This window comes from Colwellia sp. RSH04 (genome assembly GCF_003545765.1).
Lineage (GTDB): Bacteria > Pseudomonadota > Gammaproteobacteria > Enterobacterales > Alteromonadaceae > Colwellia.
The window spans coordinates 791,019-817,540 of the sequence record NZ_QXIO01000001.1 but is presented as its reverse complement, the minus strand read 5'-3'; the positions used below and the strand labels follow the sequence as shown (position 1 = coordinate 817,540).

Genomic DNA, 26,522 nt, shown 5'->3' with positions numbered 1-26,522 from the left:
CAAGACTCCTTTCTTTAATATTTGTTAAATTACAGCAGCACCAATGAGTAATAAATATGTCCTTATAAAAGCGCGGTTAGGCGCTATGTATAAATCATAGCTATTAACTAATAGAGTTTAAACGGATAAGGCAATTCTTGGTTTTGCATCAACATCAGTATCAATTTTTGGTGCACATAGTAATAAGCGAGAAGATTCAACACCACCATGTTCTATTATGTAATCTTTAAAAGCGTGTTCTCTTTGTTCTCCTAAATCTTTTAACTGCTTTATTAACGCTTTGTCAGTAATTGCTTGACCTGGTTTTTGATCAATATCTGCTGAAACGCTGATAGCACAGATAGTAACTTTGGTGTCATCTTTATCCTTCATTAAAGCAATAAACTCATCTAAAAATGCTTTTTGCTCGACGCTTGGTTCAATTTGCTTCACTTGATAAAGTAAATCATCAAAGCGAAGTTTTAAGGCAAATTCACCAGCAGTTATAGCGACAGAAACAATGTTAGCGTATGGCACAAAGGTGGTAAGCAAATAATCTTGTGTAGCAGACATAATTGCTTTTTGGGTGATAATAGTTAGGATGCTGTGTAAGCCAAACTGTGGGTCTGACGTTGAACCACTCACTGGCACATCAAGCTCTACCGCGCCGTCTCTATCTTTTAACATACCTAGCGCCATATTCAGTGGCAAAGCACCTTGTTCTATAAGGCTTCCTGCTTCATGGCTATCAACTAAGCCTGTTTCTAAGCCTTGTAAATGAAGCGCAAGGTTTCCGTCTAGTTGTTCACCAATTAATGTGACATCAATATTGGTACTAAGTTGACCTGTTTTTATTTCTAATTGAGCTGCATCCTTGATGTAAGATGAAATAGCTGGGAGTGAGAGCTCATTAAAATAGCCGGTAATTTTGTAACTTGGAATGTCAATAAATGGGTCTATGGTGCCATCTAACTTGAAGTTAGCGTATTTGTTACTTTTACCTGCAATACTAAATGGGGTTTTCTGTGGTTTATTACTTTTATTATTAAGGCTTCCAAGACTCAGTGTTTCAAGGAACAATGTACGTGTAACTACAGGTTCAACACTTTTATCGTTTACTACAGTTTTACTGCCATTTAGTAATTCAAACTTGTTTAAACTAAAGAAAAAAGGTTCGGATACTTCACCTGTTTGCGAGACCACTTCGTCACTTGGTTCTTCGAGAGTTACATCATTTTTGTTATTAGCAGTCTCTTGTGTATTATCACTCACCAGATTAACCAGCACTTTGTCTTCATTGATAATAATGTCGCTGGTAATAGTGTCTAGTGTGATGGTGTCAATGGCTATATCTTTAGGTGTAATTGCGGTATTAGTTATGGCAAGCTGCTTGATCGTAGCAATAGGCGGCAATGATGCTAACTTATCAGATGTTTTAATATGTGAACCAACAATATCATTGACGGTAATTGAAGCGAGTTTAATGATTGGCTGCTCTACGAAGTGGAAGCTAATGTCATCAATAGCCAGAGAGCCAACACTTAGCAAATCACCTATTTGTTGGCTTTGTGTTTGATCTAAGAGTGTAATAGCTATATTTGAGATACTCAGTTGGCTGTTACCTTCAAGCTGGGTGATGTTTCCATTATCAACGGCTAATTTCATGTTAGAAAATTCTTGCTTAAAATCAGCAATACTTAACTGTTGATTACTTTGTATAAAAGAAACCATACTGTTATCAATTTCGCCTTGTGATAACAACACCGTTAAGCTGTTTTCCTCGATAGAGATGGTCTGTTGGCTGTTAAATGACAAAGTACCTTGCAAGTTATTAATATCATCCAAATAAGGTGATAATTTAGCTAATGGGTAATTATTTATCGCTAAATTCGCGACAATATCCCCTTGTTGTTGTACTAAGTTTGCTTGTACATCTAGTGCTAGTTCTGTGTTGTCAATGTCAGCATCAATGATAATTTTGGCACTTTGTTCGATTAAGTTAGCTGATACATCTTTAATTGTTAAGGCGTTAAATACTAGTTGGTGTAATTTCTCTTTGGTTTGTTCAGGTGATGTTTTACTCACGTCAATAGTAAAGTTACTCAGGCTCAATAGTGGCATTTTTACCGTGTAAGGGAATACTGCTGGTTCTTCACCCGTTTCTTGACTTTGGCTGGTCTCTTTTTCTTCATTTGCAGGTAACGTTACACCTGCAATAGTTATGTCATCCCCTTGACGTACTATTTTAATAAAACCTTCATCGAATGTTGCTTCGCTTATGGTTATTTCATCAAACAGTAAGTCAAACAAGGTTACTTTAAGCGCCAATTCTTTTAATGAAAAAACCGTTTCATTTTTTTGGTTTTCTGTAGTTGAAAGAGCCAAGTCGCTAATGGTCACTTTACTCATGAACAGGTTATATCGAATACTAGTGTCTTCTGACAAATTAAGATTATAGGGTGCGAGCGCAGGCGTTAAATAGTATTTTGCTATAGGGGATGAAATAAACCAAACAATGAGAAACAAGGCAATGACGACGTTAATTATTGTTAGGGGAATACTTTTTTTGAAAAAAGAAGGCATGAACCGAACCTATGTTAATTGCTTGTTAAGCTGACTAATAAGAAATAGGTCGCCATAATAGCAAAAAACATGAAATGCGCTAGGGGGCTATTGATCTTTCTTGAATACTTTTTGCTCAAGCAACCTTTAAAAATACGTAGTCGTTAAAAAGTTAAAGAGAAAATTTACTCTGTAATAGTTAACACTTACAATTGCTGTTTAGTTATAATGATGACTATTAACATAAATCTAACAAAAGTAAGGACATCCCCCTATGGATATAACTGTAGATAAAGTTGAGCACTACATACAGATGCTTGGTGAAATGAGCTTAGCGTTTGGTGTTAAGTTTTTGCTCGCCGTTGTCGTTTATTTGGTTGGTAACTTCATTATTAAGCGCATCGTTAAGTTAGTTGAGCTTGCGCTTGATAAAAAGAAAGTTGATTCAACCTTACATAGCTTTTTAATCAGTATATTAACGACGCTATTAAAAGCGATTCAAATTATTGTTTTTGCTTCAATGATAGGTATTCAAACCGCTTCGTTAATTGCGGTACTTGGTGCAGCTGGTTTAGCGGTAGGTTTAGCATTGCAGGGTAGCTTAGCCAACTTTGCTGGTGGTGTGCTGATATTGCTATTTCGTCCCTTCAAAAATGGTGATGCCATTAAAGCCCAAGGATATGTTGGTTCAGTAGAAGAAATTCAAATCTTCAACACCATATTAAAAACCTTTGATAACCAACGTATTATTATTCCTAATGGTTTGTTGTCTAATGGCTGTGTCACTAATATTAATGTGAATGGTACACGTCGCGTCGATATGACTTTTGGTATTGGTTATGACGATGACATTGCTAAAGCAAAAGAAGTTTTACGCTCATTAATTGAAGCTGACGAACGTGTACTTAAAGATCAAGCGGTTGATATTTGGGTAGGTGAGCATGGTGATAGCTCAGTGAATATTTTTGTTCGTCCATGGGCAAAATCAGAAGATTTTTGGGGTATATACTTTGACATGATGGAGAAGGTTAAAATTGCTTTCGATAAAGAAGGTATTAGCATTCCATACCCACAACGTGATGTGCACGTACATCAAGTAGAAAAATAATAAACAGTTTAGTTTATAAAATAAGCTAAACTGTTGGTTAAATAAAACCCAGCAACCTTGCTGGGTTTTTTATGCCTGTAGTTTTTATACCTGTAGATTAAAAAGCAGAGCTGAGCAAAGTTGAACAGATTCTAATGTCATTAATGCATCTTATAGAGTTTTCGAAACTGGCTTGGTGTTACTTCTTTAAACTGCAAAAAACGCCTATTAAAGTTAGAAATATTGTTAAATCCGCATATATCACTAATGGTTGTTACCGGCATAGTGCTATTAATTAATAAAGAACATGCTTTACTAATACGCAGCTGATTAACTAGTTCTGTGAACGTTTGTTCGGTACGTTGTTTAAAAAAACGATGGAAATGATTAGTACTCATGTGAACCAGTTTTGCTAAATCTTCTGCTTTTATATTGTCTGTGTAGTGTTGATGTAAGTGTCTAATTATTTTATCTAATTTGTCGGTTGATGGATCAGATGTAATTGATATGTTGTAGCCCGAGCTAGACAAAGTCTGTGCTGTTTTATCATCGAGCATGAGCTGTAAAACTTCTAATAAACCAATGAAGCGCTGCGACGGTTGTGCTTTGGCCATGGCGATAAAAATGTTTGTGACTTTCTTGGCGACGCTCTGGCTAAATTTTAGCCCTTGTCTTGATGACTCAAGCAATGGTTTTAATGCAACAAGATCAGGCATTGTCGTTAACTGTTCTAACCAAACAACGGGAATTTGCGCTACGTATACTTGTTGTTGTTTGCCATCTTGTCGAGGTGATGAGCACCAAGTATGTGGTAAATGAGGCCCGAGTAAGGTGAGATCAAAATCACCATAATTCTCAATGCTATCACCTACATAGCGTTGTCCTGCACTATGAAGTGTTAAGCAAATTTCGTATTCAGGATGATAGTGCCAATTAAAATCTATGTTGTCTAATTCATAAAGCCAATATCGCCAAGAAGCATTTTCTGTTGGCAAGACTTTTTCAAACATGAGTTTCATTTTACTTTCTATCCTTCTGAAAAATGTGAATAGAAAAGTATCACAACAGGATAGAAAAGTGTATCAAAAAGCCTTTCTTGAATTGCAAACTAAATAGGCGTTAAGGGAACGTTACTTAAAAAACTGTTAGGTCGAGCGGCGGTTATTTGTGTTGAAGCCATCAGCCTAGATTACATAATAAGAGATTTTGAACAATGTCTATATCACATTCAAGAAATAACAAAATACCAAATAGAAAACCGCTTGCATTAGCCATTTCAACAGCATTAATGGGCATGGTGGCATTACCTACACTTGCTGCTGAAGAAGAGAAAAAAGAAAAAAAGGCTTTAGAAGTTATTCAAGTGACGGCAACGAAACATGTCACTAACTTAATGGAAACTCCACTGGCTATCACCGCGATGAATCCAGAAGCACTAACGAGACAAAATGTTAAAAGTATTGGCGACTTAAGCGGAATGGTACCCAATTTACAATTAGGTTTGTCTAATGCAGACTCTGGTGTTAAAGCCTCTATTCGTGGTGTTTCTTCAAATAATTTCACTGAAATTGCCGATCCTGCGGTAGGTATCCATATTGATGGTATTTATTCTCCACGCCCTCAAGGCTCGCTTGCGTTAATGTTTGATCTTGAGCAGGTTGAAGTATTACGTGGCGCACAAGGCACATTATTTGGTCGTAACTCAACAGCGGGTGTAATTAATGTTATTCCTGCTAAGCCAGAGTTTGATGAAAATTATGGTTGGACGACGTTGCAACTTGGTAACTATAACGCGCAGCAAGTTCGTACCGTATATAACTTTGGATTAAGTGATAACTTTGCTCTACGTGCGGCGTTAATGATTGATAAGCGAGATGGTTATATTAATCAACAACAAGATTTGACTGACCGAGGCATGAAGCTGCCTGATCCTGATGGAGAGTGGGGTGATTCTATTTGGAGTGGTCCAGATGGCAACCCTGAAGTCGATATGCGCTTAAATAAGAAAGTAGGCGCAGAAGATTATTATTCCAACTCAGATCAATGGGGTGGTCGCTTAACAGGTTTATGGCAAATTAATAATGATTTAGCGTGGACAGTAGGTTATGAGCATTATCAAAATAACGGTGCAGGTGATGTTAACTTGAAAGATTGCTGGGCTGCACAAAGCACCAAGTATGCTTGTGAATCTGATAATCATTTTGACCAAGAAGTATTGATTAATGTGCCTGGTAAATTAGACATGACCATTGATACGATTCGAAGTTCTCTCAGTTATGATCTTAATGCTAATACCGTCTTAGAGTATAAGTTTGCCTATGCCAACCAACAACGAACACAACATCATGATGATGATGCTGGTCAACATTCTTATATGGATGAAGTTGATATTATGTATTCGTGGGGTAATTGGGGCAGACAAACAGTTGATGACAGAGCAACTTACACACTTGAGTCAGAGTATAAGTCGTACGTAAACGAATTACAGATAAAGCAAAATTTTGACCGTTGGCAGTATGTGCTAGGTGCATTTTGGATGTACGAGAATAACTCAATTGAATTTGCACAAGACATGTTAGTGCAAGCACCTTGGGGCATGCCATACGGCCAATATTATGATCAACCTAAACGAGAAATTGATTCAAAAGCGATTTTTGCTCAAGCAGATATTGAGCTAACTGATAAACTCACCGCCACGGCAGGTATTCGATATTCTCAAGATGAACGCATTGATAATGATGGTGAGTTCTGGGGGAGTTGGAGCGCAGAAAGTGATTGGTATTACAATGGTGCAGAAGGGTTGCCATTGACGGATTTAGGTATGGGCTTACCTCATAGTGGTAATGATTTAACAGCAAATATGGGCGCTTTTGCAGGTAAAGGGGCTTATGGTGATACTAAAGTGGTTAATACCTATCAAAAAGATTGGGACCATACCACTTGGCGTTTAGGGTTACAGTATCAATTTGATGAAAAGCAAATGGTGTTCATTTCAGCAGCAACAGGCTATCGTGCTGGCGGCTTTGGTGATAAAACAGATGCTTGTGGTGGTGGCACATGTGTTGATGGCAGCACGGAACAATGGACATTCTTAGATTACGATCCTGAAACAACAACCAACTTTGAAGTGGGTTATAAAGGTTCGTTACTTGATGACTCATTAAATTTAACGGCAGTATTCTTTTTTACCCAGTATGAAGATATGCACTACACCAATATGCATCCTATCGGGCAAAAAGTGGTTGATAGAGAATGTCCTGATTGGGATCCTGCGTGTGACATAGTACAAGCGTGGAAAACGGAAAATATTGGTGATTCAGAGATTTATGGCTTAGAACTCGAATTTAATTATATTCCTTGGGAAAACGGTCAATTATCAGGTTTCTATGCATATTTAGGTAGTGAAATTACGTCATACGATTCTTATAACGATGATTGGATGTGTGGCTACCGTGAAGAAAATGGTGCTGAGGCATGTGCTGACTTATTCATTGAGCCAGGTAACCCGTTAAGTGGTCGTCAACTGTATGATGTAACAGGGAATCAATTACCGAGCGCGCCTGAACATTCTATGGGGTTAAACTACTCGCACTATATTGAACTGGGCGAGTATCAATTAGTACCTTGGGTAGGCTTTCGCTGGCAAGATAAAATGTATTTTACCCCTCGTAACCTAGACAACCGCGCTGTAGGCGATTATCAAGAAGCGTATGCCAATGTAGATGCATCACTTAAGTTCGCCCCGGTTGATGAAAACTGGTACGTAGAATTGTATGGGAATAACTTAACAGACGAAGTGGTCGTTAATTGGATGGGACAAGGCGCGAATGGCGGCTGGAAATCTAATTCATATAATCCACCGCGCATGTTTGGTGTCAGGTTCAATATTTCATACTAAGCAGTATAGAAAAGTAAAAGCTTTGTTATGGCTATCATTGCACGACCTGCTTGATTAGCTTGACAAAAAGTGAGGTATGACATCGACTTTCCTTCCTCATTTTTAGCTGTTCTCGCAAGAGAACAGCTCTTTTTATTTATAACCCCTTTATTAGACTCGTTATTTGTAAGGTAAGGATTTTGTGATGAAAACTAATGTAGCAGCTGTTATTTTGGTATTAGTGACCTTTTTTGCTATTTCATTTATTACCAATATTATTGGCCCTATATTTCCGTCATTAGTGAAAGATTTTAATATTAGTCTTGCGGTAGCGGGCTTTTTACCTTTTTCATTTTTTGCCGCTTATGGGGTAATGTCTATTCCCGCTGGGCTGTTGGTTGATAAATACAGTGAAAAGCCAGTATTACTACTAGCGTTTGTTATGGCGGCTATTGGTGCCATTGTATTCGCTTTAGTGCCTAGTTTACTTATGGCGATGGCATCGCTGTTTTTAATTGGTACCGGGATGGCTATGTTGCAAGTGGCGATTAACCCGTTACTTCGCGTGTCAGGAGGTAAGGAGCACTTTGCCTTTTACTCCGTGCTTGCCCAGTTATTATTTGGTGCAGCAGCGACACTAAGCCCTTTAGTATACAGTGCATTAGTACAAGGCATGGCTCAACAAAGTCCTACGGGCTTATACGCTATGCTAGTGAACGTGGTACCACAGAATATGCCTTGGCTTTCTATGTATTGGTTATTTGGTGTGGTTTCGGTTGTCATGTTGATCTTTATCAGCGCGATTAAGTTACCTAAAGTTATGCTTACAGAGGAAGAGTCGGTTGGCGCTTGGTCTATTTACAAGCAACTCTTTCAAAATAAAACTGTTATATTATTTTTTATTGGCATTGCCGCTTATGTAGGTACAGAGCAAGGTGTAGCAAATGCTATTTCAATATTTTTAGAAAGATATCATGGTTTAGACCCGCTAACAGTGGGTGCAAACACCGTGAGTAACTTTTGGTTATTATTAACGTTAGGCTGCTTTTTAGGTTTAGCCTTATTAAAAATACTCGACAGTAAAACCGTATTAAAATTGTTTTCACTAGGCGCGATACTATCTCTTACGCTGGCGTTATTTGGCAGTGCTTCGATGGCGGTGATGGCATTTCCGTTAGTTGGTTTTTTCTTATCAGTAATGTGGTCAGTTATTTTTTCTTTAGCGTTAAATTCATTGGCAGAGCATCATGGTTCCTTTGCGGGCATCTTATGCACAGGTATTGTTGGTGGAGGTCTAGCGTCGCCTATTATTGGTTTACTTGCTGACTTAACGGGTGACCTTCGTATTGGTATGATTGTAGTGTACATAACACTAGCTTATATCTTTGCTATTGGTTTTTGGGCTAAGCCATTAGTGGCTAACAAAACCATAAAACTCTTTAATAAAAACAATGAATCGAATTCACAAATCGCAGGATGAAAAAAGTCATGCTAAATCAGGTTATATGTGTGCAGGCGAAGCAGGTAGAAAACTCATGAAAATAGGTAATATCTTGAATGCTTTTACAGTAAGCGTAAAAGTAACTGTTTTGCTGGTATGCACCTTAATAGTTGGTTGCGGTGAACCGTTAAGTACAAAAACACAAGCGTTGAAAAACAACAAATCTGAAACGGATAACTCTTTAACATTAAGCCAACAACAGTTAAATAACTTAGGTCAAAGCTTGCAAGTAAAGTATCAATTCTTAAGTAATGTTGAAACAGACTGCCCTGATTTAGCGGGTAAAAAAATAGAATATTGTTATGGCGCTGAAATATTACTGTCAAATAATACCGATGCCTTACTTAAGATAAATCCACAACATTGGCAGTTAAATTATTCTCAAGTGTATCCTGTGTATGCAAGTGAAAGTAATGAGTTTAGCCTTGTTCACTTAAATGGAGATATTCATCAGATAACCCCTAAACAAAGTTTTGTTGGTTTTAAAGCGGGTAAAACTTATCGCATTAAACTATGGGTAAAAAGTACGTTAATTTCAGAAAAGGAATTAATGCCAAATTATTGGTTAAGTGCTTTAGGGCTTAAGCCAGTCGTGGTTGATAGTACTAAAACCATGATTGATAAAGAAACAGGGCTAGAAATTCAGCCGTATGTGGTGCCGTTCTCTAACACAGTTAAGCAAATTAAGTCATCGCCTGATGATATTAATCAATATGCATCATTGAAATGGCTGTATGAGAATGAACCGAATACCACGCGAGAACCCTCGGATGAAAAAAGCGCTGTGCTTGTTAAACACGCTATTATACCAACGCCAAAGTCGGTGCAAATACCTCAACCCTCGGGCGAGCTCGATTTAAGTGCTGGTGTTTATTTTTCACTTGCAGGGGCGATTAATTTTTCAGAGATTGCCGCCGCAATAGAGCGATTGAACTTTTTGGGCATTAAGCACAATGAGAATAAGCAGGGGGTTGAAATATCGATTGTAATCAATAACAAAAAGGTGAGTGACTGGCAGCAAGGTCATTATCAGTTGGTTATTACCCATAAAGGTATTCAAATCTTGAGCCAAGAGCCTACAGGGGCTTTTTATGCGCTACAAAGCTTGTCCAGCTTGCTTAGTTTAGGGTCGAGTAAAGTACCTTGGCTGGAAATTGACGATCAACCTCATTATCAATACCGTGGTCAACATGTTGATGTTGCGCGGAACTTTCATAGTAAAGCCTTCATTTTTTCACTGATTAAACAAATGGCGGCGTATAAATTAAATAAATTACATCTGCACTTAGCGGAAGATGAAGGATGGCGACTTGAACTGCCAAGCTTACCTGAGCTTACGCAGATTGGGGGGAGCCGTTGTATGTCGTTAGACGATAAACACTGTTTGCAACCACAACTCGGTGGCGCTGATGCTAAAGAACGCGATGGTTATTATAGTGTTGAAGATTATATTGATATTATTAAGCTAGCGAAAGCTCATCATATTCAAGTGATCCCCTCATTAGATATGCCAGGTCATTCACGCGCGGCAATCAAAGCAATGGAAGCGCGTTATCGTTATTACATGAGCCAAGAAAATGAAGTCGAAGCGAAACGTTATTTATTAACTGACTTTGCAGATAAAACTCAATATAGCTCTATTCAAAACTATAACGATAACACCTTAAATATTTGTATGGAGTCTACCTATGCGTTTATTGACCAAGTATTAGATGATTTACAAACAATCCATCAAAAAGCAGGGCAACCTCTTGAGGTCTACCATATTGGCGCAGACGAAACGGCAGGTGCTTGGGTGGAGTCTCCTGTATGTCAGGCATTAGTCGCTAATAAAGAGAACACTGTTGATGATTTTGCCCACCTTGGTGCTCACTTTATCGAGCGCGTATCACATATGGTTAAAGATAGAGGTATTGTTGTCGCGGGATGGAATGATGGCTTGAAAGAAACTAACCCTAAGAATATGCCAGCACAGGTTTATTCTTATATATGGGATGCACTACCGTGGGGAGCTCATAAACAAGTAAGTGAGCAAGCTCATCGAAATTGGAACATTATTTTGTCAATACCTGATGTTCTATATTTCGATTTTTCATATCAAATAGATCCTAAAGAAAGAGGTTATCATTGGGCATCAAGGCGGGTTACGACACGTAGCTTATTTAACTTTATGCCTGATAACTTACCTATTCATGCCGAGTTTAGAGTTGATACACTGGGGCGAGCTTTTAGTAGTAATGATACCAAGCAGGTGAACGAAGGTGGTCAAGTTATTCATAAGCCACTACCAAAACATTATAAAGTGTCAGGTATACAGGGGCAGCTTTGGAGTGAAACCGTACGAAGTCAGCAACAAGCCGAATACATGATATTCCCTCGCTTACTCGCTTTAGCTGAACGTGCTTGGCATAGCGCTGATTGGGCGGTGCCTTATGATTACTCGGGCAAAATTTATGATCGCACTACTCAGTATTTTTCTAGTGAATTACAACAAGCACGAGATAAGCAGTGGTTGGCATTTTCACAGACGATAGGTAAAAAAGAGTTAGCTAAATTAGATAAAGCTAAGGTGTTTTATCGCGTACCAACTCCCGGTGCCATATGGGAGCAAGGCCAGTTAAAAACCAATATCGCCTTAAAAGGTTTACCCATAGAGTACCAAGAAAGTAAAGGTCTTTGGCTCAGTGTTGAAGAAAGAGTACCGCTAAACAAGCCTCTTGCAATTCGAGCAAAAACAGCAGATAAAAAACGTGCTGGTCGCGCTTTGGTATTGCCCTAACTTACTCGACAAAAACTCCCAATAACTAAAAGCCGAATTAATAATTTTATTAATTCGGCTTTTTTAATTCATTGAAATATAATCTCTTATATTGCTATAGCTTTATTTAAATCGCGTTGTTAGAAAAGTATTATTATTGGTTAGGTTAGTATCTAAAATGAGCGAAGTAATTATGCACACTACCCTCAGTTTATAATGATTTACTTAGATGATGTTTATGAAACAATCTTCAATTGTGGTTATCGATTTAGGTGGTACAAAAATAAATGTGGGTCTGTACCGTGCAGGGGCAATAGTGCAGCAAAATATTCAACCATTTAATGCAGAGTTAAAGGTACAAGAGTCAATTCAATTTTTAGTTGAACAAATAAAAAAAACAAAAGTAGATGATACTGTTGCTATCGCAATAGGAGTACCCAGCATAGTGGATGTTGAACTAGGTGTAGTCTATAACGCAGTAAATATAAAAGCTTGGCAACAAGTGGCACTGAAAAAAGAGCTTGAGCAACTAACTAATTTACCTGTTTATGTAAACAATGATGTTAATTGTTTTACTAAAGGTGAGCACAGTGTTCAGTGCTTTCAAAATGTGGTTGGCTTATGTTTAGGAACAGGGTTAGGCGCTGGTTTTGTGATAAGAAACCAAATTTACACTGGGGCTAACTGTTGTGCAGGTGAGTTAGGTAGCGTGCAATATTTAAACTCAACCTTCGATAGCTATTGTTCGGGACGTTTTTTTACCGATAATTTTGGCGAATGTGGTGCTGATTTAGCAATGAAAGCGAGCGAAGGTGATCAAAAGGCTAAAGAAGCTTTTAAGCAATTTGGCCAGCATTTAGCCTCTGCGATTAGTCATGTGCTGTTATTAATTGATCCACAAATTATTATTTTGGGTGGTTCGGTGGCCAAATCGTATGATTTATTTATTGATTCTGTATGGCTGCACTTAAAAGATTTTCCTTACCCAAACGTGATTAAAAATTTAGTCATCGAGAAAAGCCAACAGCAGCACAGTGCTTTAATTGGAGCAGCGCAACTTTACTTAGATTCAACAGAGCAACAAACATGTATTGCTGGATAAAAAACATGAAACTACCAACTCAATATGTAAAAGGTATTATCGCGGCAATGTTACTGATGCTAACTGCCTGTACGACAACTGAAAGTACTACCCATGAAAAATCAAAGTCACTAAATATCCATGTTAACCAAGTAGCTTATGAGTTAACCGGACCAAAACAAGCCATAGTGAGCACAAATTATAAAGTCGATTTAACTAGAGCTAATGTGCAACTTATCAGTGATAAAGATATCGCTATTTTGCAAGGAAAGTTAGTTGAGTTAGGACAAGTTGCACAATGGCAAAAAGCGCATAAAAGTAGTGACCCCATTTTTTATTACGGTGTTGAATTTACAGAGCTACAAAGTGCAGGAAGTTATGTGGTAAAATTGAGTGACCAGCATACCCAACAAACCAGCGCTAAATTCACTGTTGGTAAGCAAGCACTATTTAAGTTAACGGCTAAAGCATTGTTAACTTATTTTAATGGTAGCCGTAACGACGAGCAATATAACTGGCAAGAAGATCAACATATTCGTATTTTTGATACACAAAGGTATGTTGATGTCAGGGGGGGCTGGAATGATGCTGGCGGAGATACTGGAAAATACCTATCACACCTGTCTTATGCCAATTATATGAATCCTCAGCAGTTAGCTCATGTAGGTTGGGCGCTGGCATATTCTTATCAAAGAGCGCCGCACTTATTTAAAGAGTTAGCGCTTGAAAAACAAGTCATCGAAGAAGTTTTCTGGGGAGCAGATTACTTACACCGCACTCTTGATGAGCAAGGTTATTTCTATATGACCGTTTTCGACCAATGGAACACAAATAATGCAGAACGAGTGGTAACTGCTTATGTTGGTGCTGATGGCATTTACAGTGAAAATTATCAATCTGCTTTTAGGCAAGGCGCTGGCAGTGCCATTGCTGCTTTAGCAAGAGCCGCCATGCTAGCTAAAACAACGGCACAGCAAGGTGAGTACAGCGGGGATGTTTACTTAGCCGATGCCGAAAAAGCGTTTAAACATCTTCAAAGTAATAATGCCGAAAATAATAAGGCCTATGCTGATGATGGTGAAGAAAATATCATCGATGATTATACTGCATTACTCGCAGCGACTGAGTTATATAAGGCAACTCAATCAAAGTATTATTTAAATGCTGCACGAGAACGAGCAAACAACTTAGCGCAACGATTATCGCCTGAAGGCTGGTTTATCAGTAATAATATCAACAGCGAAAATTTACGCCCGTTTTATCATGCTGCAGAAGCCGGCTTCCCGATTCTAGCGTTATCACAATATATAGCGATTGAAGATAACCCTGAAAAAGTTAAACAAAGCCAAGCTGTTATGCAAAAGCATATGGCATATCAGTTAGCGATAAATAACCAAGTTAGTAATCCATTTAACTATGCAAGGCAGACGTTTAAAACCTACGAGCAAGGAAAGCTTTCAACACAATTACAAACAGGTTTTTTTATTCCTCATGCTAATGAAACAGAATACTGGTGGCAAGGAGAGAGCGCGCGTTTATCTTCATTAGCCATGGCGGCAATACTCACTGGCAAAATGAACGCAGTAAATGGTAAAAAACATCTTGTCACTCAGCTAGAATTGGCAAAATTTGCACAAAATCAAATGGATTGGACTTTAGGGCGAAACCCGTATGATTTATCAATGCTTAATGGTTTTGGTGTCAATAACCCTATACCTTACGATGGATTGAGCATGGTTTACGGTGGTATTTCTAATGGTATAACGGGGGCTAAAACAAGTCCGTCAGGGCAAGGTATTGAATTCGGCCCAGAAAAAGATTGGCAAAACTGGCGCTGGGTTGAACAGTGGTTACCTCATTCAACGTGGTTTTTACTCGCGGCAACTGAGATGGCAGTGGCAAAATAAAAGCTTATTATTATTTATTAGCGCGTGTTTTTCTTTCGTTGCAAAAAGCATCTCACAAGATCAACGTGCGCTAATTTGTTAAGTTTAATTCCTGTCTGATTTCCTGCTCATATTTTCTTTTTTTATCGCCATTAAAGCCAGTATGAGCGCTAACTAGTTTACCGTTTCGGTTAAATAAATAACTGCTTGGCATGCCTTTGAGCTTAAATTTTTTGGCAACCTTTCCTTTAGGATCGTAAAAAATATCAAATTGGGCTGGTGTTTCTAACAAGAACTTTTCTGCAAGCGTTTTGTTTGCATCAAGGTTTACACTAAGTACCACCAGATCTTGTGCTTGATACTTTGCTTGCATTTCATTCATCCAAGGGAATGACTTTCGACAAGGTGTACACCACGAAGCCCAAAAATCTAGATAGACTACTTTACCTTGATGTTGCTGCATCAATTTATCAAATGCTTCTAATGTCTCTTGTGCACTAACTTTTAAACTAGTAAAAATGGTGAGAGTTGAACCAATAAAAAGTAATATCAAATATTGAGTTAACTTATTCATTAACACTCCAAAATGTTAGATTAAATCTATACTTAGTATGTATGATAACGCACAATAGTCATATACAAATATCTTTCACTATTTTTGAGCTTAATTATATGAAATTAGGGATAAAATTTATTGCTAATATACTTGTGGTCTTTTTGATTCTATCAGAGCAGTCGATAGCATACAGTATGGAAGAAGCTGACAATACAGCTGAACATAATGAATGGTTGAAGCAACGTTTTAGTCAGCAGCACGAGGCTTTAATTCCTGTTGTTGCAGTCGCAGATATGTTTTTTAGTTGCAATAAAGTACGTAAAACTGATGACAAACATTATGATATACCCGCACTAGTTGCCATGGACAGGGATTTATTGGCTCAAAAATTAACGATATGCTTGAACGAAGATACTATGCAATCAGAAATTGCATTGAACTTTGGTTTGTTAGGCTGTTTTCATGAGCAATTATCACATTTACCTAAATCTGAACGCCAACAGAAAATGAAACTAGTTAAGCAAGCGATTGCATCGTTATCACGTGAAGAAAGAAAACGTAGTTTTACTCAATGTGTTACTGAACAATCAATTCACTATTTAAAATAAACAGTTAACATCTCATGCATGTTGAGAATACTATTCATAAATTGTAACAAAAGGCGGCTTGGATTTACCGTTACTGCTTTTGATTATTAGTGGTGATCACTTATAGTAGCTGTAACGATAGAATAAAAAGTCTGGTATTGAGAGAAAGATATGACACATGAAACGCAGAAAATTTTAGTAGTAGATGATGATATGCGCTTACGCTCGTTATTAGAGCGTTACCTTGTAGAACAAGGTTTTACGGTGCGTAGTGCTGCGAGCTCAGAGCAAATGGACCGCTTGTTAGAAAGAGAAAATTTTCATTTGTTAGTGCTTGATTTAATGTTGCCAGGTGAAGATGGGTTATCAATTTGTCGTCGCTTACGCCAAGGTTCAAATAACATTCCTATTGTTATGTTAACGGCGAAAGGGGATGAAGTGGATCGTATCATTGGTTTAGAGTTGGGGGCAGATGATTATATGCCTAAACCATTTAACCCAAGAGAGTTGCTTGCTCGTATTAAAGCCGTACTTCGTCGACGAGTACAAGAAGCGCCCGGTGCTCCATCACTCGAAGAAAATATTATTGAATTTGGCGATTACCAATTAAACTTGGCGACGCGCGAAATGCAAAAAGATGATATCAGTATGCCATTGACTAGTGGTGAATTTGCCGTACTTAAAGCTTTGGTCACTCATCCAAGAGAACCATTATCGCGTGATAAATTGATGAATTTAGCGCGAGGCAGGGATTATTCTGCCTTAGAGCGAAGTATTGATGTTCAGGTATCACGCTTACGAAGAATGCTTGAAGATGACCCTGCAAAACCCCGTTATTTACAAACCGTGTGGGGATTAGGTTATGTGTTTGTGCCAGATGGAGCACCAGTATAATTAAGCATCATACGCTTAGCGCGATCATTGTTTTTCAATGAATCGCGTTCTAGCGAACATCTCTTGTGAAGCGAGACTTTACCTCCTCAAAAATAAGTCATAGAAACTTTTCATGAAAATATTACCGCGTAGCGCATTTGGTCAAACTGTTTTATTAATTGGCTTGCTCTTATTTCTTAATCAGATAGTTATTTATATAACCTTTTCACTTTATGTTGTGCAGCCACATCAACAGCAATTGAATCAACTGTTAGCAAAACAGGTTCGTGTTGTGTTTATTGATATTGAAGACGCAAATTTAAGCCCTAAAATGGCAAAAGCATTTCACCATGAAACGGGTATCGGCGTTTATCGAGAGTTTGATGCATTGCGCTTAGGTTTAGCTGAAGCGACTTTTTACCCGATGATTTCACAGGAAATGAGTGAGTTACTTGGTGGCCAAGCAGAAGTAAGGATTTCTCATGGAGATGAATATTTGTTTTGGATCCGCCCGCCTCAAGCACCGCATTTATGGGTTCAAATTCCTGTAGATGGTATGGATAAAGGTAACTTTTCACCCTTAGTCTTCTTCTTATTAGTGATAGGTTTACTAAGTATTATTGGTGGCTGGGTTTTTGTTAGGCAATTAAACCGTCCGTTGAAATCGTTACAGCGTGCCGCAGAAGATGTTGGTCGAGGAGATTTTCCTGAACCACTTACAGAAGGTGGTACCTCGGAAATAATGGCGGTAACTCAAGCGTTTAACCATATGTCTAAAGGGATTAAGCAACTAGAAGATGACCGTAATTTATTGATGGCAGGAATATCCCATGATCTACGCACGCCTTTAACGCGTATTCGCTTAGCAAGCGAGATGATGAATGAACAAGACGCCTTTTTAAAAGAAGGTATAGAAACAGATATTGACGACATGAATAATATCATCGATCAGTTTATTGATTACATTCGCCATGATAGTAAAGATAAAGCAGAGTTGGGTGATTTAAATGTGCTCGTTCAAGAAGCACTACAAATTGAAACACCAGCAGATAGAGAAATTACCTTTCATCCAGAAGATTGTCCTAAAATTCCAATTAGACATGTTGCTATGAAGCGAGTACTTGCTAACTTGGTACAAAATGCTATTCGTTATACCTCAGATAAGATTGAGGTGTTTACCGGTGTCGATAAAGCCACTAAAACAGTGTTCTTTAAAGTAAGCGATCAAGGGAATGGTATTCCAGAAGAAGACATTGAAAGACTGTTTCAGCCCTTTACTCAAGGTGATACTGCACGAGGAACTGAAGGTAGCGGTTTAGGATTAGCAATTATTAAACGTATTGTTGATACACATGGCGGTAAAGTGGTTTTATCGAATAAAGAATCAGGCGGCTTGGAAGCGAAAGTGTCTTTACCTATGTCTTTTTTATAACTTAAGCGAGTACTGATTATTCTGATATGTTAAAAGCCTTTGCATTTACAATGTAATTTGAACAAACAAAAAAGCCTGTTAATGAATAACAGGCTTTTGTTTTTTTAAGTTGTTAATGCTTGGCTATACTTGCGGGCCAGCAGCAACTAAAGATTTACCATTGTCAGTATCAGTGAACTTATCAAAGTTATTAACAAAACGGTTTGCTAAGTCTACGGCTTTAGTGTGCCACTCGCTTTGCTCTTCGTAAGTGTTTCTTGGATCAAGAATATCACCTTCAACGCCCGCAACGGTATTTGGTACTTCAAGGTTAAACATAGGAATAACCGTTGTTTCTGCATCATCAATTGAACCATCTAAGATTGAATCAATAATTGCACGGGTTGCTTTAATTGAAATACGTTTACCAGTACCGTTCCAACCTGTGTTGACTAAGTAAGCTTCTGCACCCGCTGCTTCCATACGCTTGTGTAAAACTTCAGCGTATTGTGTAGGATGTAAGCTTAAGAATGCCGCACCGAAACAGCTAGAGAATGTTGGTGTTGGTTCTGTAATACCACGTTCAGTACCTGCAAGCTTCGCGGTGAAACCTGAAAGGAAGTAGTATTCAGTTTGCTCAGGTGTTAGTTTAGCTACAGGGGGTAAAACACCAAAGGCATCTGCAGTTAAAAAGATAACCTTTTTCGCGTGACCTGCACGAGAAACTGGCTTAACAATATTATCAATGTGATGAATTGGGTATGACACACGTGTATTTTCAGTACGTGAGTTATCATCAAAATCAATAGTACCATCTTCGGCAACGGTAACGTTTTCTAGTAATGCATCGCGACGAATAGCATTGTAGATATCTGGTTCGTTTTCTTTGCTTAACTTAATCGTTTTTGCGTAACAACCGCCTTCAAAGTTGAAAACACCAGTGTCATCCCAACCATGTTCATCATCACCAATTAGCTCACGCTTAGGATCGGTAGAAAGGGTTGTTTTACCTGTTCCCGATAAACCGAAGAATACTGCTACATCGCCATCTTTACCTACGTTGGCGCTACAGTGCATTGATGCAATACCTTGAAGTGGTAATAAGTAGTTCATCATAGAGAACATACCTTTTTTCATTTCACCACCGTACCAAGTACCACCAATTAATTGAATTTTTTCAGTTAAGTTGAAGGCAACAAAGTTCTCTGAATTTAACCCTTGTGCTTCCCAGTTAGGGTTAGTAGTTTTCGCACCATTCATCACCACAAAGTCAGGTTCATACGTGCTAAGCTCTTCGTCAGAAGGACGAATGAACATGTTTTTAACAAAATGAGCTTGCCATGCAACTTCAGTAATAAAGCGAACTTTCAAGCGAGTGTTTTCACAAGCGCCACAATAAGTATCCACCACAAATAAGCGCTTACCAGATAACTGAGTCGTTACTAATGTTTTTAACTCGCCCCATGTTTCTTCAGACATAGGCTTATTGTCATTTTTACCTTGATCTGACCACCAAACCGTATCACGGGTTACTTCATCACGAACAATGTACTTATCTTTAGGAGAACGACCAGTAAATATACCAGTATTCACATTGACCGCGCCAAGCTCAGTAACGACACCTTTATCAAAGCCTTCTAAATCAGCTCTTGTTTCTTCGGCAAAAAGTAACTCATAAGAAGGATTGTAAACAACTTCACTAACATTCGTTATGCCGTATTGTGACAAATCAATCGAGTTTTCTATGGCGGTCATAGCACATCATCTCCTAGGTATGACAAAATTTTTGTGGGGTTTGAAAGTTTTCATGCTTATATTCAGGCGGTATTTTAGGCGATTAACTAACAAAACGAAAGAAAAAAATCGTTTAATATGAAAGTTTTCAATATAAGTGACATGAATGAACACTAAATTCTATTGATTTGTTTAATAAATCTAGATTTGTGTTGATGTTTAAAGGGGTAGGAGAGAAGAGCTTGTTTATGCATTTAATTCACTTTGAATTAAAAAAAAGCATAAACAAGGCAGCTTTGTTAATAAAAGGTAAGTAAAACCTAATGTTTAAGTTTCGAAATGAAACCTTGAAGTTTAGCTTCATCAAAATCGTAAGTTGTTAAGCAAAAATCACAATGCATAGAAATTTTACCTTGCTCTTTTAAAATAGCGCTGATTTCACTCGGTTCTATTTGCGAAATAGCCGCTAAACATTTTTCCTCAGAGCAACCACACACATAACTAATTTTTTGTGGTTCAAAGAGGTTAACTTGTTCTTGATGGTATAAACGGTATAGTAAGGCTTCAGCTTCAAGGGTAAATATTTCTTCTGCTTTAATCGTGTTGCTTAGCTGACTTAAGTGTTCAAAATCATTGAGCTGTTTTTCTTTATCGTCGCCATCAGGCAATAATTGTACTAATGCGCCACCAGCAAGTTGTTTTTGACTGTCTGCAAATAACCAAAGTTTGGTTGGAATTTGTTCAGATACTTCAAAGTAATGTGCAAGGCACTCAGCTAACGTATCATGCTCTAAAGCAACAACACCTTGATAGGCTTCACCTTTGCTTGGCCTAATGGTAATCACCATTGTGCCTTTGCCTATTAAGGCATGTAAACCCGTTGCTTGAGTATCTTGCTTGAGTTTAGCGATACCACGCATTTGCTGTTCATGATTACCACTAACCGATAAATAGCCAATAGGGCCATCGCCCTGAAGTTGAACGGTTATATCACCTTCAAACTTTAGTGTGGCTGTTAACAAACTTGTTGCGGCAAGTAGCTCACCTAATAATATTTGCACCCCTTGTGGGTAATTATGGTTTTTGATAATGCTTTTATAGCACTGGTCTAATTGAACCAATTCTCCACGGGCATGTGAGTCAGCGAATAAATATCGATTTAATACATCAAATTGGCTCATGGTTTATATCCTTTCTTTAAATTCTCGAATTTTTCTACGTTGTTTTTTATCAGGCTTAGTATCACTGGCTGGGCTGAGTAATATACCTTGTTTTCTAGCCAGTGCATTTTTTTCACGACTGGTGATGCTTTGTTCAGTTTCAGCATAGAGTGTTTGTGCAAACGTGGCATCACGACGTCTATCAGCAATTGCAATGATTTTAACTTCTTTTTCTTCATAGCCTTGACGTATTTTGATGATGTCACCTAATACCACTGCTTTACCTGATTTAGTTCGTTGGCCATTATAGAAAACTTTACCACCATCAATCATTTGCTTGGCAATGGCGCGGGTTTTATAAAACCGTGCAGCCCATAGCCATTTATCTAATCGCGTTGAAGTTAAGTCACTTTGTGGTGTACCCATGCAAATCACCTTAATAAATGACAGACATTAACATTGTCATTTTACCCTGAAAATTTGTGCGCAAATTAACATAACTGGTCTGCTTTCGCTATATCATAGCGAACTCTTTTGTAAATATTAGTTAAAAACTGCCTACATTGCTTGTTGCTTTGTTGTAGCTGAAGTATCATCCTAGGCATCACTTTGCCTAATAGCGATTTTAACTGATTATTTTATTAGCCAAATACGCAGACAAAACAGTCATTTAATTAGAAAAAGAAGAAGTATGGCTTTATCAATTGATTTAACATCATTCACTCCGTTACTTACTAAACTTGCCCAGAAAAAAACGGCGCAAGTAGTCAGTGTTATTTTAATTACATATATAGCGTATGTAATGGCGCAGATGACGTGGTTGTTTGTTCCTCAAACTGATATGTCTTCTAATGTCGCGTTAGTGTCAAAAAACAAAGCGATTAAAAGTGATAACAAATCTTTTAATTTAAATGAATTACAGACTTTAAATTTATTTGGTGTGTTCACTGAAAAAGAAGTACAAGCAAGTGATTTGCAGGCACAAGATGCTCCGCAAACTAATTTGAAGTTAGTATTATCAGGTTTGGTCGCTAGTGATAGTAAAGAGACTGCTGCGGCTATTATTGAACATCAAGGTAAGCAAGAAACCTATGGTATTGGTGATTTAATCGTAGGAACAAGAGCGAGCTTAGAAAAAGTATTAATGGATCGAGTATTAATAAAACGCGCTGGTCAATTAGAAACCTTGATGCTAGATGGTTTTGATTACAAGCAACCTGCTTATTCATTAGAGTCAAAAGCAAGACCTGAAAGAAAGCCTCTACCAAGCCCACAACGAACCAAAGGTACGGCTGAGGTGATAGATCAGCGTGCCAATAAAGCATTACAGCAACAAGCTAAAACGTTACGAGCCGATTTAAGTGATAATCCGGGAAAGATTACTGATCACTTGAGGATTCACCCGAAGCGTAAAAATGGTAAGATTGTCGGTTACGCGTTAAGACCGGGTAAAAAACCAGAGTTTTTTAAATTGTCTGGGTTAAAATCAGGCGATGTTGCCGTACAAATGAATGGCTATGATTTAACGAGTACTAGGGATGCAGCTAAAGCACTGGCTGAAATGAAACAAGCTAAAGATGTTTCTTTATTAGTAGAGCGAAAAGGGTCACTGACCGAAATTCTCTTTAGTATTGAGCCGTAAGCGCAGAGATAACAATAATTATGATAAATTTTTTCAAGCGTAACAATGTAAACGCCCCATTTTCTAACAAGCAAGTAACCATGAATAATAAATTAAAACATTTCATTCTCGCGTTAACGACAGCCTGTGCAATGAACACTTTGTTCTTGGTAGGACAAAGTCACGCAGCACAATACTCGCCAAATTTTAAAGGTACTGAAATTACCGAGTTTGTGAATATTGTCGGTAAAAATTTAAAGAAAACCATGATCGTTGATCCCAACGTTAGAGGCAAAATTAACGTTCGTAGTTATGATTTATTGAGTGAAGACCAGTACTATCAATTCTTCTTAAATGTTCTAGAAGTCTATGGTTTTGCTGCGGTTGAGATGGATAATAACATCATCAAGATTATCCGTAATAAAGATGCCAAAACGGCTTCTATTCCTGTGATAGGTAGTGACAGTCGTATTTTGGGTGATGAAATGGTTACCCGCGTGGTTGAAGTGAAAAATGTCACCGTACGTGAGTTAGTGCCTTTGCTGCGTCAATTGTCTGATCAAGCGGGTGGCGGTAACGTGGTTAATTACGACCCTGCCAATGTCATCATGTTAACCGGTACCGCTGCAACTGTTAATCGCTTAGTTAAAATTATCGAGCGTGTTGATAGAGCAGGTGACCAAGACGTAGAAATTATTAAACTACAGTATGCTTCAGCGGGTGAAATGGTGCGAATTATTGAAGCCATGAATAAGCCGACTAGTGGTAAAGCTGGGCAACCGACTTTTTTGATTCCAAAAATTGTTGCTGATGATCGCTCTAATAGCGTCATTATTAGTGGTGAAGTTAAAGCGCGTGAGCGTGTTGTGCGTTTAGTGAAGCGTTTAGATAGCGAGTTAGAGTCTAACGGCAATACTCGTGTCTATTACCTTAAGTACTCAAAAGCAGAAGATTTAGTGAAAGTACTCAAAGGGGTTAGTGAATCTATTGTTGCTGAAACCTCAGGTGCTCAAACCAAAACTCGTAGCTCGCAAAAGCGTGATGTTAGCATTGATGCCCATGAATCAACCAATGCACTGGTTATTACTGCTCAACCTGACATGTTAGTGTCTCTTGAAGCGGTAATTCGCCAACTAGATGTGCGCAGAGCACAAGTATTAGTTGAAGCGATTATTGTTGAAGTACTTGAAGGTGATGGTGTTGACTTAGGAGTGCAATGGTTTACAGAAGCGGGTGGCTTTACGCAATTTAATAATGGGCCAGCGCCTATTTCGAGTGTTGCCGCTGCAGCTAAAGCGGCTGAGTCGACTCCTGGAGACTATGTTCCGCCAGTATTTAGTCCAAGCAATGGTGAAGTTGTCACTCCTGGGTATAATAAACCGGATGTTGATGGCAACTATGAGCCGTTGGCGCAAGTATTAAGTGCGGTTAGCGGTATGATGTTTGGTATCGTTAAAAATGACTGGGGTGCTATTGTGCAGGCCGTTAGTCGCGATAAGAATTCAAATATTCTAGCAACACCCAGTATCACTACCCTAGATAATGAAGAAGCCTATTTTATTGTTGGTCAGGAAGTTCCTATTATTACTGGCTCTGCCACGGGCAGTAATAACAATAACCCGTTTCAAACTGTTGATCGCCAAGAAGTAGGGGTTAAATTGCGAGTGACACCGCAAGTTAATGAAGGTGATGCCGTACAATTAATTATTGAACAAGAAGTTTCGTCGGTTAGTGGCTCTGCGGGTGTAGATATCTCTATTGATAAAAGAGAAATTAAAACCGTGGTAATGGCTGACAGCGGAGCAACGGTAGTACTTGGTGGTTTAATTGATGAAAGTGTACAAGAAAGCATAGAAAAAGTGCCACTTTTAGGTGATATTCCACTACTTGGACATTTATTTAAATCAACCAGTAATAAAACCAGTAAACGTAACTTGATGGTATTTTTACGCCCGACTATTATCCGAGATGGTCAATTGATGGACGAAATGAGTCAGGCTAAATATAACTATATTCGTGCTGATCAAATTCGTAAGCAAGAAGAAGGGTTATCGTTAATGAGCGACGAAAATATGCCTATTTTGCCTAAGTGGAACGATAAGCTAGCTTTGCCACCTTCGTTTGAAGAATACCAAAAAACGATAAAAGATAATAAAGAGGGTAAAGAAAAGACCAGTTTTGAACAAAGTAAATATAACGAACCATCATACGAAGAGTATAAAAAATCATTAGAACAACAAGAAAAACTCGAAGCTTCGGAAGATAAAAACTAATGACGGTTGATATTGATTCGCTTTCAGATGAGGAAGTCTTAGAAAATATAGTAGCAGAAGTTGAACCCGAGCTAGATGAAAATGCGGGTGCTTGGCTATTACCTTTTGCCTTTGCTAAACGACATAGTGTGTTAGTCACTCGTAATGATGCTGAAAGCGAACAACATAAGTTTGCTTTTACATTACATTGTCTTGCGAATGTCAATTTCGATATAGTGCTAGAAGTACGTCGATTACTCAAAGCAGACTTTGATTATGACTTTCTTAACGACGATGCCTTTGAGCTTTTACTCACTGAAGTATATCAACGCGACTCCTCTGAAGCACAACAAATGATGGAAGATATTGGTAACGAAGTCGACTTGTACTCGTTAGCCGATGAAATGGTAGAAAGTGAAGATTTGCTTGAAAATGAAGATGATGCGCCAATTATCAAGCTGATTAATGCCATGCTCAGTGAAGCCATTAAAGAAAATGCTTCGGATATTCATATAGAAACCTTTGAAAATGCGCTGCAAATACGATTTCGTGTCGACGGTGTGTTACGTGAGGTACTTAAACCAAACCGTAAATTAGCGTCATTATTAGTCTCTCGTATTAAAGTGATGGCTAAGTTAGATATAGCTGAAAAGCGTATTCCCCAAGATGGTCGTATTTCATTACGTATTGGTGGTAGAGCCGTTGATGTACGTGTATCGACTATGCCAACAGGCCATGGCGAACGTGTTGTGTTACGTTTACTTGATAAAAATGCTGCCCGATTAGATTTGAAAGATCTTGGTATGACTGACAGCTTACGGGTGAACTTTTCAAAAATTATCGAGAAACCTCACGGCATTATATTAGTGACTGGGCCAACAGGCTCAGGTAAAAGTACCACTCTATATGCAGGTTTGTCACAAATCGATGCCAAAGAGCGCAATATCCTTACTGTTGAAGATCCTATTGAGTATGCCATTGAAGGTATAGGACAAACCCAAGTCAATACTAAGGTTGATATGACTTTTGCTCGAGGGTTACGTGCTATTTTGCGTCAAGATCCTGATGTTGTAATGGTAGGTGAAATTCGTGATTTAGAAACAGCACAGATTGCAGTACAAGCAAGTTTAACCGGTCACTTGGTGTTATCGACATTGCATACTAATACCGCTGCTGGTGCTATTACCCGTATGGAAGATATGGGGGTTGAGCCTTTCTTACTCTCTTCGAGCTTATTAGGTGTTTTAGCTCAACGTTTAGTCAGAACCTTGTGCCCGCATTGTCGAGAAAGTCATTTACCTGATGAAGAAGAAAGAGAATTGCTAGGTTTAGAGCAGGGCTCTACCGAGGTTATTTATCGCGCAATTGGCTGTACTGAATGTAACTTTAAAGGTTATCGAGGTAGAACAGGGATACATGAACTATTGCCAGTTGATGATAGTGTCCGTGAGTTGATTCATAACGGTCAGGGCGAGCAAGCTATTGAAAAGTTTGTTCGTAAAAACAATAAAAGTATACGTCGTGATGGTTTTGATAAGGTCATGTTAGGTCAAACAACCCTTGAAGAAGTTCTTCGAGTAACACGTGAAGACTAGGT

18 protein-coding genes are annotated in these 26,522 nt (G+C 38.4%); 12 read left to right on the top strand and 6 right to left on the bottom strand.

What is annotated here, in order from left to right; translation table 11 throughout:
- Positions 1–117 precede the first annotated feature (117 nt).
- Positions 118–2,562 carry a DUF748 domain-containing protein gene (locus tag D1094_RS03415; RefSeq protein ID WP_118958639.1) on the bottom strand — a complete coding sequence of 815 codons (2,445 nt, stop codon included), beginning with the start codon at positions 2,560–2,562 and terminating at the stop codon, positions 118–120.
- A gap of 253 nt (positions 2,563–2,815) precedes the next feature.
- Between D1094_RS03415 and D1094_RS03410 the strand changes: the two genes are divergently transcribed.
- The gene (locus tag D1094_RS03410) at positions 2,816–3,649 is read left to right on the top strand and encodes a mechanosensitive ion channel family protein (RefSeq protein WP_118958638.1); all 834 of its coding nucleotides are present in this window, start codon (positions 2,816–2,818) and stop codon (positions 3,647–3,649) included.
- A 140-nt stretch (positions 3,650–3,789) separates the two neighbouring features.
- Here the strand turns inward: D1094_RS03410 and D1094_RS03405 are convergent, their stop codons facing one another.
- The gene (locus D1094_RS03405; RefSeq protein WP_118958637.1) at positions 3,790–4,647 is read right to left on the bottom strand and encodes an AraC family transcriptional regulator; all 858 of its coding nucleotides are present in this window, start codon (positions 4,645–4,647) and stop codon (positions 3,790–3,792) included.
- Between the two features lie 194 nt (positions 4,648–4,841).
- On the opposite strand from D1094_RS03405, the gene D1094_RS03400 reads away from it, so the two are divergent.
- The 5 genes from D1094_RS03400 (at position 4,842) to D1094_RS03380 (ending at position 14,752) form a co-directional block, all read left to right on the top strand.
- Positions 4,842–7,526, top strand: a complete 2,685-nt coding sequence (locus tag D1094_RS03400) for a TonB-dependent receptor (protein ID WP_118958636.1) — start codon at positions 4,842–4,844, stop codon at positions 7,524–7,526.
- Positions 7,527–7,710: 184 nt separating this feature from the next.
- Positions 7,711–8,985 (top strand): MFS transporter, encoded by a 1,275-nt coding sequence (locus D1094_RS03395; RefSeq protein ID WP_118958635.1) that lies wholly within the window; start codon positions 7,711–7,713, stop codon positions 8,983–8,985.
- Positions 8,957–11,785, top strand: coding sequence for a family 20 glycosylhydrolase (locus D1094_RS03390; RefSeq protein ID WP_118958634.1), 2,829 nt, complete (start codon positions 8,957–8,959; stop codon positions 11,783–11,785). Before D1094_RS03395 ends, D1094_RS03390 begins: the two co-directional genes overlap by 29 nt.
- A gap of 217 nt (positions 11,786–12,002) precedes the next feature.
- Complete coding sequence (locus D1094_RS03385; RefSeq protein WP_182440083.1) at positions 12,003–12,866, top strand: ROK family protein; 864 nt, start codon at positions 12,003–12,005, stop codon at positions 12,864–12,866.
- Between the two features lie 5 nt (positions 12,867–12,871).
- Entirely contained in the window at positions 12,872–14,752 is a 1,881-nt protein-coding gene (locus D1094_RS03380) for a glycoside hydrolase family 9 protein (RefSeq protein WP_182440082.1), read from the top strand.
- Positions 14,753–14,822: 70 nt separating this feature from the next.
- Here D1094_RS03380 and D1094_RS03375 read toward each other — a convergent pair whose 3' ends face one another.
- A complete protein-coding gene (locus D1094_RS03375; RefSeq protein ID WP_118958631.1) occupies positions 14,823–15,305 on the bottom strand; it encodes a TlpA disulfide reductase family protein in 483 nt (160 codons plus the stop codon).
- A gap of 98 nt (positions 15,306–15,403) precedes the next feature.
- Here D1094_RS03375 and D1094_RS03370 point away from each other — a divergent pair, with 98 nt between their 5' ends.
- The 3 genes from D1094_RS03370 (at position 15,404) to envZ (ending at position 18,179) form a co-directional block, all read left to right on the top strand.
- On the top strand, positions 15,404–15,895 hold the full coding sequence (locus D1094_RS03370) for a hypothetical protein (protein WP_147361049.1): 492 nt from the start codon (positions 15,404–15,406) through the stop codon (positions 15,893–15,895).
- Positions 15,896–16,045: 150 nt separating this feature from the next.
- Complete coding sequence (gene ompR, locus D1094_RS03365; protein WP_118958629.1) at positions 16,046–16,768, top strand: two-component system response regulator OmpR; 723 nt, start codon at positions 16,046–16,048, stop codon at positions 16,766–16,768.
- Positions 16,769–16,880: 112 nt separating this feature from the next.
- A complete protein-coding gene (gene envZ, locus D1094_RS03360; protein WP_118958628.1) occupies positions 16,881–18,179 on the top strand; it encodes a two-component system sensor histidine kinase EnvZ in 1,299 nt (432 codons plus the stop codon).
- 123 nt (positions 18,180–18,302) lie between these two features.
- Here the strand turns inward: envZ and pckA are convergent, their stop codons facing one another.
- The 3 genes from pckA to D1094_RS03345 form a co-directional block, all read right to left on the bottom strand.
- The gene (gene pckA, locus D1094_RS03355; protein WP_118958627.1) at positions 18,303–19,913 is read right to left on the bottom strand and encodes a phosphoenolpyruvate carboxykinase (ATP); all 1,611 of its coding nucleotides are present in this window, start codon (positions 19,911–19,913) and stop codon (positions 18,303–18,305) included.
- A 299-nt stretch (positions 19,914–20,212) separates the two neighbouring features.
- Positions 20,213–21,073 (bottom strand): Hsp33 family molecular chaperone HslO, encoded by an 861-nt coding sequence (hslO, locus tag D1094_RS03350; protein WP_118958626.1) that lies wholly within the window; start codon positions 21,071–21,073, stop codon positions 20,213–20,215.
- Positions 21,074–21,076: 3 nt separating this feature from the next.
- Positions 21,077–21,478 carry a S4 domain-containing protein gene (locus tag D1094_RS03345; RefSeq protein WP_118958625.1) on the bottom strand — a complete coding sequence of 134 codons (402 nt, stop codon included), beginning with the start codon at positions 21,476–21,478 and terminating at the stop codon, positions 21,077–21,079.
- A 265-nt stretch (positions 21,479–21,743) separates the two neighbouring features.
- Between D1094_RS03345 and gspC the strand changes: the two genes are divergently transcribed.
- The 3 genes from gspC to gspE all read left to right on the top strand — a co-directional run bounded on the left by gspC (position 21,744) and on the right by gspE (position 26,520).
- Complete coding sequence (gene gspC, locus D1094_RS03340; protein ID WP_118958624.1) at positions 21,744–22,694, top strand: type II secretion system protein GspC; 951 nt, start codon at positions 21,744–21,746, stop codon at positions 22,692–22,694.
- 80 nt (positions 22,695–22,774) lie between these two features.
- A complete protein-coding gene (gene gspD / locus D1094_RS03335; protein ID WP_182440081.1) occupies positions 22,775–24,946 on the top strand; it encodes a type II secretion system secretin GspD in 2,172 nt (723 codons plus the stop codon).
- The gene (gene gspE, locus D1094_RS03330; protein WP_118958623.1) at positions 24,946–26,520 is read left to right on the top strand and encodes a type II secretion system ATPase GspE; all 1,575 of its coding nucleotides are present in this window, start codon (positions 24,946–24,948) and stop codon (positions 26,518–26,520) included. Before gspD ends, gspE begins: the two co-directional genes overlap by 1 nt.
- Positions 26,521–26,522: the final 2 nt, after the last annotated feature.

What these genes read in the sequence shown, in the direction of transcription:
- D1094_RS03415 (WP_118958639.1), bottom strand. Translation starts at nt 2,562, where the DNA reads ATGCCTTCTTTTTTCAAAAAAAGTATTCCCCTAACAATAATTAACGTC.
- D1094_RS03410 (WP_118958638.1), top strand. Translation starts at nt 2,816, where the DNA reads ATGGATATAACTGTAGATAAAGTTGAGCACTACATACAGATGCTTGGT.
- D1094_RS03405 (WP_118958637.1), bottom strand. Translation starts at nt 4,647, where the DNA reads ATGAAACTCATGTTTGAAAAAGTCTTGCCAACAGAAAATGCTTCTTGG.
- D1094_RS03400 (WP_118958636.1), top strand. Translation starts at nt 4,842, where the DNA reads ATGTCTATATCACATTCAAGAAATAACAAAATACCAAATAGAAAACCG.
- D1094_RS03395 (WP_118958635.1), top strand. Translation starts at nt 7,711, where the DNA reads ATGAAAACTAATGTAGCAGCTGTTATTTTGGTATTAGTGACCTTTTTT.
- D1094_RS03390 (WP_118958634.1), top strand. Translation starts at nt 8,957, where the DNA reads ATGAATCGAATTCACAAATCGCAGGATGAAAAAAGTCATGCTAAATCA.
- D1094_RS03385 (WP_182440083.1), top strand. Translation starts at nt 12,003, where the DNA reads ATGAAACAATCTTCAATTGTGGTTATCGATTTAGGTGGTACAAAAATA.
- D1094_RS03380 (WP_182440082.1), top strand. Translation starts at nt 12,872, where the DNA reads ATGAAACTACCAACTCAATATGTAAAAGGTATTATCGCGGCAATGTTA.
- D1094_RS03375 (WP_118958631.1), bottom strand. Translation starts at nt 15,305, where the DNA reads ATGAATAAGTTAACTCAATATTTGATATTACTTTTTATTGGTTCAACT.
- D1094_RS03370 (WP_147361049.1), top strand. Translation starts at nt 15,404, where the DNA reads ATGAAATTAGGGATAAAATTTATTGCTAATATACTTGTGGTCTTTTTG.
- ompR (WP_118958629.1), top strand. Translation starts at nt 16,046, where the DNA reads ATGACACATGAAACGCAGAAAATTTTAGTAGTAGATGATGATATGCGC.
- envZ (WP_118958628.1), top strand. Translation starts at nt 16,881, where the DNA reads ATGAAAATATTACCGCGTAGCGCATTTGGTCAAACTGTTTTATTAATT.
- pckA (WP_118958627.1), bottom strand. Translation starts at nt 19,913, where the DNA reads ATGACCGCCATAGAAAACTCGATTGATTTGTCACAATACGGCATAACG.
- hslO (WP_118958626.1), bottom strand. Translation starts at nt 21,073, where the DNA reads ATGAGCCAATTTGATGTATTAAATCGATATTTATTCGCTGACTCACAT.
- D1094_RS03345 (WP_118958625.1), bottom strand. Translation starts at nt 21,478, where the DNA reads ATGGGTACACCACAAAGTGACTTAACTTCAACGCGATTAGATAAATGG.
- gspC (WP_118958624.1), top strand. Translation starts at nt 21,744, where the DNA reads ATGGCTTTATCAATTGATTTAACATCATTCACTCCGTTACTTACTAAA.
- gspD (WP_182440081.1), top strand. Translation starts at nt 22,775, where the DNA reads ATGAATAATAAATTAAAACATTTCATTCTCGCGTTAACGACAGCCTGT.
- gspE (WP_118958623.1), top strand. Translation starts at nt 24,946, where the DNA reads ATGACGGTTGATATTGATTCGCTTTCAGATGAGGAAGTCTTAGAAAAT.